Source organism: Micromonospora sp. 15K316 (genome assembly GCF_004348525.1).
Taxonomy (GTDB): Bacteria; Actinomycetota; Actinomycetes; order Mycobacteriales; family Micromonosporaceae; genus Micromonospora.
On record NZ_SMKG01000210.1, the window covers coordinates 1 to 10,525 of the forward strand.

Genomic DNA, 10,525 nt, shown 5'->3' on the forward strand with positions numbered 1-10,525 from the left:
ACCTCAACGCGTAAGATCGTCGGCAGCGTCAGTTGTGTATAAGAGACAGCCCCGAACGCAGAGGAGGCCGTGGCCGTGCTGTTGACCGGCAGGCTGGCATCGCGGAGTTCGGTGGTGATCCGTGGTGCCCCGTACCTGACGTCGTACTCCGCGTGTACCGCTCGGCTCCGGGCCGCCCGAGCCGTATCCGCGGCGTCACGGACGGCGCGCGCTTCGGCGGCCGAACGCCAGTAGTAGCGCTGTCACGGCACGGTTGAGTCAGTTCGCTCATCGCAGCGGGAACGGGCAGGATGGCCGTATGCGTCTGGTGTCCCTGCTGCCGTCCGCGACGGAGATCGTCTACGCCCTCGGTTTGGGTGACGACCTGGTTGGCGTGACGTTCGAGTGTGACGTGCCGCCCGCCGCACGGGGCGACAAGACCGTCGTGGTCGGCGGCCGGGACACCCGCGGCCTCACTCCACACGAGATCGACGCCTATGTTAAGGCACAGATGGCAGCAGGCCGCGACCTCTACACCCTGCACGGGGGCGCGCTGGCCAGCCTGAAACCTGAGCTGATCCTCACGCAGGACCTTTGCCGAGTGTGCGCCCTGCCCTCAGGCCAGGTCTCGGACGCCTTGGACTACCTCGGCTGCCGCGCCGACGTACTGTCCCTGGACCCGCACACGCTCGACGAGGTCCTCGACACGATCCTTGCGGTAGGCGCCCGGGCCGGCGTACCCGAACGGTCCGAGGCGCTGGTAACCGGCCTGCGCGCCAGGCTCAAGGCCGTCGCGGCGGCGGTCGCGGGCCGCCCGCGGCCTCGCGTCGCGGTCGTGGAGTGGGTCGACCCGCCGTTCACCGCCGGGCACTGGGTGCCCGACCTGGTGCGAAGCGCCGGCGGCAACCCGGTTGCCGCCCGCCCCGGTGCCCGGTCGGTGCAGACAACCTGGCAGGAACTCAGTGACGCCGCTCCCGACGTCGTACTCGTCACGCCCTGTGGATTCCGGCTCGCCGGCGCGACACAGCAGGCCGAAACGGTCGCGGCGAGGTTTCCCGGGGCCGCGGTGTGGGCGATCGACGCGGACGGCCTCGTCGTACGCCCGGGTCCGCGGCTCGTCGACGGCGTCGAAGCGATCGCCGCGATCCTGCACCCCGACGCCGTTCCCGAACCTCCCGTGGGCACCGTCGCCCGGGTGGCGTGACGACGGATAATCCTCTACAGCCGGTGGTACCCGCTGACGTCACGACCCGCCAACTGCTCGCCGTCGAAGCCGAGCCGCTGCGGCCCTCGCCGCGCTCTACAGCATCCCGATCCTCGACCGGAAGCCCCGGGCATGATCCAGACGGATCGATGAATACTGATGCGGCCGCACACCGCCAACCCGCACCTGCTCGTCAGTACCGAGAGCGCGCTGCGGCACGGCCCGGTCAGCCACACCTGGATCCTGAACATGCGACGGGCTGGCCGCCACTATCGAACGGCTGCGCGTAGACCGCCAGCTCGAGGAGGCCCTCGCCACCGGCGGCGACCCGCTGCACCTGGCCGCGGTCTTCGGCGTCAGCGAGGACACGGCCATCCGGTACGCCACCAACGCCCGGATCCTGCTGCAGACCCCACCCCGGCCGCCGCACTGAGCAGCCCGCGAGGGCAGAACACCTTCCGGCGTGGTTGGACTACGGTGCGCCGGTGACCAGATATCGCCGCACCTACCGCAACGTGGACGGCCAACGGATCGAAGGCATCTGGCGGCACGTCTTCACCCAAAACATGGACACGTACTTCCTGACCGACCTGGTCATCTACGCCGACGGCGCGATCGACTGCGGCACCGGCGGCCTCACCGACCTCGACGGGCTGGCCGAACAACTCCGCCGTGGCCGAGTCACGACCACCCTCAAAGAAGGCGCGCGAGTATCGGCGCACCACCTCGCGGGGTGGCGGTTCACCGAGCCCCGCTCCGCCATCAACGCCGAGACGCTTCTCGGCGAGGTCGCCGACGAAATCGACCGGCTCAACGACCGGCCCGACTCCACCGCTCGATGCCTGCAAGCAGTCACGACCTACCTGGCCGACCCCACCGAAGACAACCGACGCACGGTTCGCGAGCGCTACCTGGCAATCCCCGAACACCTGCGCGTCTACGCCCTCGGCGATATGGACCGCAAAGACGCTCCCCTTCGGATCCTGATCACGGAGCTGGGCGAACCACGGCACGGCTGGCCAAACGGCCCGGTCGTCACCGAGCAAAAGCGGGCCGAGGCGATCGCGTACTTCCGCGAGCGCGAGATCGCGATCGCGACATGGGACGCGCGAGTCCCGGCCGATGGCCCCGAACACCCGATGCAGCCCACGCTGACGATCCCGAAAGCGGTCTACCCACGCGGCTGGCCGGATCCCCCCGGCGTCGAAGTCCTGCAGAACGACTACCCGGCAGCCATCACCGTGGGCGCCAGCAGCTACCCCAGCGTCACACACGCCTATTGGGCGTTGTCGACTCCCGACCCGCACTGGCACGACCAGATCGCTGCGGCACCGCGCGGATACGACGCCGGCAAACTCGCCGAGCAGGCACCCCGCCGCGCCGACTGGGCCTTGGCGCGTCTGGCCGTCATGACCATCCTGCTGCGCGCCAAGTACACCCAGCACACGCAGATTGCACAGACACTGCTCGCCAGCGGCGACGCCCGCGTCATCTACGTCGACTTCGACTCCGCCTACTGGTCCGTCGGTAGCGAACGAGCCACCAACTGGATCGGCCGACTGCTGGAAGTGATCCGCTCCGAACTCGCAGCCGCCGAGGCCGGGATCCCCCTTCCGGCGATTCATGCCAACGGCTCCTCAGGTTCGCCAGGAACACAAGGGCCGACATGCGAGGATGGGGCACCAGGTCCCTCCGGTTCCCCGTGAGAACACTTGGGTTCGCGGGAACTTCCGGAACTCGAGGGGCGGCGGAAGATCAGCACGTCCTCGTGGGTGATCAGGTGCAGTGGGGTGCCTCCGGCGCGGGCCTTGCGTACGGCCTGGAGTTGGAAGAACGACGGGCGGGCGACGAGGTGCCCGTCGCGGACCGCCGCGAGGAGGGCGACGCATCGCTCGGTCGGCGTCAGGCCGGCGCGGACGCCGGCGGCGATGACAGCGGACGGTAAGTCGACGAGCTGTCCGTTCTTGCGCCACGGGCGTGCCGTAACCACGATGGTGCCGCCGGGGCGCAGCAGTGCGGCGCAGCCGCGCAAGATCTGTTCGAACCCGTCGGCGAGGCCGGTGAGGTCCCGGTAGGCGAGGTTCCCGCGGTCGGTGCCGTCGTTGTAGGCGTTGTCGAATTTCGCCACCCCGTGCTCGCCGGGGCGGACGAGGCCGTGCACGGTGGGCCCGTACGGCGGTGAGGTGACCACGAGGGCGACCTGCCCGGTCAGCGCCGCGGGTAGCAGGGAGGCCAGTCGGGTGGCGTCGCCGCGAACCACCGAGGCGCGGCCGGTGGCGCCCTGGGTGTGGGCGTGGGTGATGTTCGTGTCGGCGATGTTCGACCAGCGGGCCTCGTACTCGACGCCGATGGCGTCGCGGCCGGCGTGGATGGCCTCGACGAGGGTGGTGCCGATGCCGCACATCGGATCGAGCACGAGGTCGCCGGGCTGGGTGTAGGCGTGCACGGCGTGGGCGGCGATCGCGGGAAGCATCCGTGCGGGGTGCTTGACGGACTCCGGCACATAACGGCCGCGTCGCTGCACAGGTCCGGTCTGTTGGGCGGTCGCCCACACCGACAGACTCTGCGGCTCGTCGACGCGGCGTGTGCGATCGTCGCGCCGGTGACCGTGCCTGGTGTCCTCGGTGGGGTGGTGTGGATCGATGGGGGGCGGGTTGTGCTCAGCCACGGCGGTCACCCCCGTCGCGGCACCTGCCGTCCGAGGCCACGGGTGAGAAGACGAGGAGGTCGGCGTGCACGCGTAGGTGTGCTGCTGCCCACCGCGGGTCGTTCTGGTGGGTGAGGGTGAGCAGTTCCTCGTCGGTGACGTGGTAGACGAACGCGTCCCCGTCGGTGTCGGCGGCGACCGCGACGATGTGCTGCAGGTAGCCCAGGCCGACCGCGGCGGCGGCGGTGGCGACCGGGGTGAAGTCTTCCGGCCCGGCAGTCGTCGCGGTCGGGACGGTGACGACGAGGACGAGGCAGCCGCCGGGGCGCAGCAGCCGGGCGCACGCGGTCAACAGCCATGCCAGCCGGACGCGGTTGGTGGCGTCGTCGCGGTACAGCGGCCAGCAGGCCACGACCAGGCTCATCGCCTCCTCGAGGTTGGTGTGGCAGGGAGCGGATTCGGTGGGCTCGGTGGGCAGCTGCGGGTCGGTGAGGTCGTCACCGAACCACGCGCTCATGTCCGGCACATCCTCGGAAGCCTCTCCGAGGACGGTGGGGTCGGGAGGTGCCGGTGGGCTGGCCGGGCCGATGATCAGGCTGGACGCGTCGGTGAACCACGCCGGGTGGTGGCGCCGTCGGCCCGCGGCGCAGACGGCGGTCAGGGCGTGGTCGGCGGTGAGGTCGACGACCACCGCGCCGGGGCGGCTGTAGGCGGCGACGAGCCGGTAGGCCAGGCGGGTGCTGATGCTGCGGCCCGCGTCGGCTGGGCTGGGGGCGGTGCGCCAGACGGTGACCGGGACCGGGGGGTCGCCGGCGATCTGGTCGATCAGGGTCGGGTCGACCGCGTGCGGGCCGGCGGGGTGGACAGGAGCGGTGTGGTGCTGCGGCGTGTGCTCGCTCATGTGATGTCGGCTCCGCGCCACGCATTAGTGCGCTGACAGCCCTAAACCCGCGTTTGTGTGCTCTGCCGAACGCCTGCCCGACTCACAGCGGCTCACGGCGACCAGTACGGCGGCGGTTATCCCCACCATGACGGCGGTCGGCGGCTGAGGCAGGGGTCGGCTAGCGGCTCATCGACCCGTCTCGGCGGTGCATGCCGTCGCGCCGTCGACGGCAGGTCACGTCATGTCATCGTCACCCGTCGGTGTGCTGTCATTTCGTCCGTAGTACGGCGCCTAGCCGCCCTTGGCGTCAGTGACAGGCCGGACAGACTGCCCGCGCGGCATCTGACACCGGTGGCATGAACGTGGGCGTCGTGCCCCTCGACGCTGTGTCCGCGGCCGTGTCTGGCGCCGCAGCGGCGGGTTGTCTGGTACGTCGACCAGCGGTGCCCCGGTCCTGCTCAGCGGTATCGGCGGACAAAATGTCAACGACAGTTATCAATGTAATGCTGTCGCCGTGAACCCCTGCGATGTCTTCGCCGGTTGTGGTGCGTTGTCGGCCATACCGCGCTGAGCGGCGCGGCTTTGCCGTATCCGACTCCTCCGACATTCCTCGCTGATGCTTGTCGCGGTGACACTCGGTCTGGTCATGCCGAGGTTCCTCTTCGTGTCCTCGGCTTCGCCCGCTGCGTGAGGCGTCATGCCGCTGCGGCCATCAGTGCTGTCATGGTCGAAGAGAACCTGATGGCCTCAAAGGCATCTCAGGCGGCGGGTAGGAAGTCGACCGGCGTAGGAGCGGCACCGCGGCGCGAGCATCGTCCTTGTATGTCAGCGCTCGTATCGGGGCGAGGTCGCGGTGTGAGTGGCTGTGAGTCGTTGTGAGTGGCGGTGAGTGGCCCGACGGGCAGGTGTGAGGGGCGCTGAGACCTGCGCCGTCCCTGCGGTGCGGTCCGGCTGGCGCGGGTTGGCAGGCACTCACGGCGCTGTTCAGCGGCGCGGTCAGACGCGTGTGCCAGCGACGAGAGCGGATGTGCGGTAGCGGGCGAGGGCGTCTGCTGACCGGCGATCCGATGTTCGCATCACCGCTGTGACCTGCGGTGTCAGCTTCCGTGAGTCAGTCATGACGGAATGCCGCACAGACGTCGCCCGAGTCGACGGTGACACCGCATCACTCACTTACATTGGAGTGGCATTCATGGGCATGTCCCTCACGCAATGGCCGGACTCCCCGCTGGACGCCGCCGACGCGGCATTCGCGGCGTTGACCAGCGATCCCGATCCCTTGTCCATCGACCTTGACGTGTTCGGCCCGGACGTCGGCCTGCCGGCGGGGGTGATGACGCTGCCGACTGTGCGGGACTGGCTGCTGGCGAACGCCGACGCCTTCCGGGCGCGCGACGCGGTGTGGGTCGAGGTGATCCGCCGTGCCCGCCTGGACGGGCCGCAATGGGTGATCGCGGCGGTCGGCATGGCCATGCCGGCACTGCGACGCTACACCCGCCAACTGTGCGACGGTTACCGCAGCGACCCCGACGACATCGAGGCGGAGATCCTGACCGGGTTCCTGGCGGCGCTGCGCGACCACGTTGACCTCACTCGGCCCGCCCCGTACGCGGCGCTGTGCCGAGCAGGGTGGCGTGCCGGCTACAAGCTGCGCCGGCAGGCCGGCGAGGCCACGCCGGTGGAGGACGTGGAGCACATCATCGGGCCGCGTATCCCACAGGTGCCTTACGGGCATCCGGACGTGCTGGTCAACCGCGCCGTACGGCTGGGGATCCTCGATCCCGACGATGAGCAGCCCTACATCGACGTGCGGCTGGGGCGGCGGGCGATCGAACCGATCGCCGCTCGGATGGGCATCACCACCGACGCGCTGCGGATGCGGCTGGCCCGCATCGACACCCGCATCGCCGAAGCCCTCGCCACCGGCCTGCTGACCGGGGTGGCATCCCCACAGGCCGCCGAGAGCATCGCCGCCCAGGCCGAACGGCGGACCAACCTGCGCGCCGCCAGCCACCACCGCGCCCGCCACAGCAAGACTCAGGCGACAGCCGCCGCCTGAGTCCACCGTCCACAGCTGTCCTCGCGGCGCCCTCACCGGCTTCCCGGTGCGGGCGCCGCGCCAGGTCAATGAGAGGCAACCCGACACCGCCCGGGACGGCGTCGATGGACACCCCGCCCCCAGTTGGTAGGCCCGGGCCGCGCGAGGCCGCGTTTCGAAGGTGCTCGCTGATATCTCCACTGAGCGTTGCGTTCGGCGGCGGCATGCCACCAGCAGGGCGGTGTCGGTCCGGTGACCGGGGCGGTCGGCCGCCTCGGGATGCATCCCGAGGCGGCGCTGAGCAGCAGCCCGGATACGGACGTCGAACCAGCCGTCCCAGTGACGGTCGGGGCCAACACCGCCGGCCAGGCCCCAGTAGACCTCGTTCGACTCGAAGGACGTCCGACGTTCCGCGTACGACGACGTGCGGCTCGAACCGACCGCCGCGCCGACCTCACCTCGGACCCACTGGCCCGCTGGAACCGCATCACCCGCGCTGTCCCGGTCGTGGCGTTCCGCCAGGTGCCGGCGTACGCGAAAGAAGGCCGGGAACGGTACGGGCCGCACACCGACACCGAGCACCGGTTCGCCTCATGTCTGGCAGAGACCGCCGACCGCGAAACACCGGTGACGGCCCGGGCGGCCCGGGCCTACCTCGACGTCGCCTTCTTCCACCCGTACGGCGACGGCAACGCTTGTTTGGCTGGTGCCCCAGTTCGTGCTGCTGCGCGAGCGCGTCGAACTCGACGAGGTCGCGCCGATCCTCACGACGGTCCACCGCGCCGACGACGCCGAGGGAGCAGCGGACCTGGCCCGGCTGATCCACGGCATCGCCGCCGCCACCCATCGCCGTCGGTTGCGGGCGAGCAGGTAGCCAAGATCGCCGGTGCCTGCGGAAGCTAGGTCAAGGTCAGGTGCGCACTTCCGCCGCTGACCGACCGCTAAGCACCGTCGCCACAGCGGATCAAGTGGGCGCCCGGTCATGTCGATGTGAGCGCTTGTTGATGCACGTTATCCGGATGTGTGATTAGCGCTTCTGTCGCGGCGAGTGGCGTCGGTGGGTGACCTGCGGACAGCGGTCAGGCACCAGGTGGCATAAGAGAGGGTGACGTCGCCGTCGACCGCGACGGCGACCGTCGAGAGGATCTCGGCGAGTTTGTCTGGTGGCATGCTCGCGAGGCCGCCGGAAGTCGGGATGAGTTCGAGCAGCTGGTCACGGGTGTAGGTGCGCTGCCAGTCGTAACGGCGGATCTCGGGTTCGGCGAAGCAGCCGGACGCGCGGACTCCCTCGGCGGCGCGGTCGTAGAGGGCGCGGTAGCCGTCGAGTATGGGACCGGTCGGCTGTCGGTAGGGTAGGTCGGGCGCCGCACGCCGCAGCCCCTCAGCGAGCGCTGCGGCGATCGGTGACGGCAGTTCGTAGACGTGGCCGAACGGCGCGAGGATGCCGCCTGGGCGCAGTACCTCGGCTGCCTTGGCGGCTCCGGCGACAGGGTCGATCCAGTGCCAGGCCGTGCCGGAGACGATCGCGTCGAAGGTGCGGCCGGCCGGCTCCCACGTCTCGAAGGTCGCGACCTCGACGTCGATGCCGCTCGCGCGGGCGAATTCCGCCATCCGGGGATCGGGCTCGACGCCGAGGACTGTGCGCCCGGCGGCGCGGAACTGGCGGGCTTCGATCCCGGTCCCGCAACCGGCGTCGAGGAATGCGGGGCCCGGCGCGGCGGCGACGATGTGCTCGATCAGCGCGTCCGGATACGGCGACCGACTGCGGTCGTAGCGCTCTGGATCGTTTCCAAACGACTCTGCGACGCGGCGCGCTTGGTGAGGTTGCGGCGGTAGAGTGACCATGCGCCCACCTTAGTGGGCGATCGCCCACTAAGGAAGCGGGAGCATCCATGCCGACCGGCGTAGCTCTGCGCGATCCGCGCCAGCAATTGTTCGACGCGGCCGTGAGGGTGCTCATCCGCGGCGGCGTCGCGGCGCTAACCAGCCGCGCGATCACCGATGAGGCCGGAGTTGCCAAGGGCGTGCTGCATCGGCACTTCGCCGACTTCGACGCGTTCCTGGTCGATCTGGTGCTCGACCGCATCGCGCGGGTCGAGGCGCAAGGTGCCGCGCTCCGCGATGCGGCCGGGACCGGGACCGTTGCCGGCAACCTCACCGGCGCCATGTTCGAACTCTTCGAGCCGGTTATGTCCGCGATCATCGTGCTCACCATCGCCCGCGACGAGCTGCGCAACCGCCTGCGCGCGGCCGGCACCGCCCGGTTCCCCCTCGCGGGCGAGGCTGTCGCCGCGGTGGCCGGCTATCTGGCAGCCGAGCACGACCTCGGCCGGATCGTCGCCGACGCGGACGTGCAAGTACTGGCGCCGACCCTGATCGGCGCCGTGCAGCTACTGTTTACCGAGCACCGCGGCGAGCCGCCAGTCGACGATGTGCACAACGTCGTGGTGAGCGTCCTGCGCTGACGAGTATGCCGCAGTGCGCGTGCGGCGCACTAAACTGCCGCTGATCGGGCGCATGCCGAGATGCGGATGTCTACCCAACGACCGGCCACGGCTACTCCTGCGGCCAGGTCATGTCGGTCCGGGTCGGATCGTCGCATGTCAGGGTCAATGAGCTGCGACAAGCGGCGGAGCTGCCCTGAACGCGGGGGTGGTCGGGCGGCTCGATGTCCTCTGTCCAGACCTTCACGGCTCGGAAGCCGAACCCGTCCTGGTTCGCTGCCTCGGCGCGGAACGAGACGCGCTGTCCTTGCGCCAACTGCCGGTATCCATCCCCGGCAATGGCAGAGAAGTGCACCCAGCATCCGCCAGGCACGTCCGGCGCGTCGATGACACCCCAACCTTCGTCCGCATCAAATGTGCGCACTGAACCGACGCTCGTCATCACTCCAGTCTGCATGACGTTTGCTGACACTCGCCCGCGCCGAGCCTCGCCCTCATCTGCCGCGATCCGCGCGATGGCCGCGCCCGACGGGGGCGCGCTGTCATGCCGATGTGCGGATGTTGTGGTTTGCGGCCGTGTTGCCCCGACCGGGATAGTGAGATGGTGCCGAACCTGGACTTTTACGCTGCAGACGACGATTGGCTCGCGGTTCTCGAGAGCGTCTTCGATCTCGGATTGTTCCGTGTCTTCCAGTCTGACTCGGAGCCGGACTGCGAGCTGCGAGAGTTCCAAGCCGCCACTGACGTTCCCGACGGTCCACGGGGACACCTAGCGTTGTTCGTCGTCGGGGCTGGGCCGGAGCCCACGGCCAGGCGGATCGACTTTCCTCCGGGCGTGAGTGAAGACACGACGTTCCGGTACTGGTGCGAGGGCTGGGGTCTCATTCAGCTCTACTACGGCGGACCCATTGGGGCGCAGGAGTTGCGATGGAGCCATACCAACCACAACACGGAGAAGCGTGCCTCGGCGTGGGCGACAACCGTGCCACGACTCGGTGATCCTGCCGCCTGGAACTGGGCGGCGGTAACAGGCGCCTCCGGCATGCTCAATCGGGTCATTCGCCGGATGGCCGTGAGCAAGATCGGCTCGCACCCCGTGCTGCCGCACGCCGCGCAGTTCATCGCGCAGGCCGGCTTGCAATACGAGTACGGCACGGGCATCCACGCGACTCCGTCCTACGGCATGAGCCGCCGATGAACAGTGAGCCTTTTCCAAGCTGATCTTGCGGCTCAGGGCCGGTGTGGCAGGCCCGGTGATCGATGGGTGCGAGGCTCCAGGTAGGACAGCTGTCGACCAAGACTCGAAGCCCCGACCGGGAGCCTCGCCATG

General features: G+C 69.5%; 10 protein-coding genes. 6 read left to right on the plus strand and 4 right to left on the minus strand.

Features of this window, described 5'->3' with window-relative positions; translation table 11 throughout:
• Positions 1–298: 298 nt before the first annotated feature.
• Both E1211_RS26470 and E1211_RS26480 read left to right on the plus strand, forming a co-directional pair.
• Positions 299–1,183 carry an ABC transporter substrate-binding protein gene (locus tag E1211_RS26470; RefSeq protein ID WP_132352004.1) on the plus strand — a complete coding sequence of 295 codons (885 nt, stop codon included), beginning with the start codon at positions 299–301 and terminating at the stop codon, positions 1,181–1,183.
• Positions 1,184–1,668: 485 nt separating this feature from the next.
• Positions 1,669–2,889, plus strand: coding sequence for an NADAR family protein (locus E1211_RS26480; RefSeq protein WP_132352006.1), 1,221 nt, complete (start codon positions 1,669–1,671; stop codon positions 2,887–2,889).
• Here the strand turns inward: E1211_RS26480 and E1211_RS26485 are convergent.
• Both E1211_RS26485 and E1211_RS26490 read right to left on the minus strand, forming a co-directional pair.
• A complete protein-coding gene (locus E1211_RS26485) occupies positions 2,805–3,860 on the minus strand; it encodes a TRM11 family methyltransferase (protein ID WP_132352008.1) in 1,056 nt (351 codons plus the stop codon). The two genes, E1211_RS26480 and E1211_RS26485, sit on opposite strands and share 85 nt — an antisense overlap.
• Positions 3,844–4,731 carry a hypothetical protein gene (locus E1211_RS26490; protein ID WP_132352010.1) on the minus strand — a complete coding sequence of 296 codons (888 nt, stop codon included), beginning with the start codon at positions 4,729–4,731 and terminating at the stop codon, positions 3,844–3,846. Before E1211_RS26490 ends, E1211_RS26485 begins: the two co-directional genes overlap by 17 nt.
• 1,174 nt (positions 4,732–5,905) lie before the next feature.
• Here E1211_RS26490 and E1211_RS26495 point away from each other — a divergent pair.
• Complete coding sequence (locus E1211_RS26495) at positions 5,906–6,772, plus strand: hypothetical protein (RefSeq protein WP_132352018.1); 867 nt, start codon at positions 5,906–5,908, stop codon at positions 6,770–6,772.
• Positions 6,773–7,457: 685 nt separating this feature from the next.
• Positions 7,458–7,625, plus strand: a complete 168-nt coding sequence (locus E1211_RS33050) for a hypothetical protein (RefSeq protein WP_207915521.1) — start codon at positions 7,458–7,460, stop codon at positions 7,623–7,625.
• Between the two features lie 137 nt (positions 7,626–7,762).
• On the opposite strand, the gene E1211_RS26505 is transcribed toward E1211_RS33050, so the two are convergent.
• On the minus strand, positions 7,763–8,596 hold the full coding sequence (locus E1211_RS26505) for a class I SAM-dependent methyltransferase (RefSeq protein WP_132352012.1): 834 nt from the start codon (positions 8,594–8,596) through the stop codon (positions 7,763–7,765).
• 47 nt (positions 8,597–8,643) lie between these two features.
• On the opposite strand from E1211_RS26505, the gene E1211_RS26510 reads away from it, so the two are divergent.
• Entirely contained in the window at positions 8,644–9,216 is a 573-nt protein-coding gene (locus E1211_RS26510; protein ID WP_132352014.1) for a TetR/AcrR family transcriptional regulator, read from the plus strand.
• Positions 9,217–9,307: 91 nt separating this feature from the next.
• Here E1211_RS26510 and E1211_RS33750 read toward each other — a convergent pair whose 3' ends face one another.
• Positions 9,308–9,637, minus strand: a complete 330-nt coding sequence (locus E1211_RS33750; RefSeq protein WP_132352016.1) for a cold-shock protein — start codon at positions 9,635–9,637, stop codon at positions 9,308–9,310.
• 159 nt (positions 9,638–9,796) lie between these two features.
• Between E1211_RS33750 and E1211_RS32735 the strand changes: the two genes are divergently transcribed.
• Positions 9,797–10,393: a hypothetical protein gene (locus E1211_RS32735; protein WP_165947350.1), complete on the plus strand. Its 597-nt coding sequence runs from the start codon at positions 9,797–9,799 to the stop codon at positions 10,391–10,393.
• Positions 10,394–10,525: the final 132 nt, after the last annotated feature.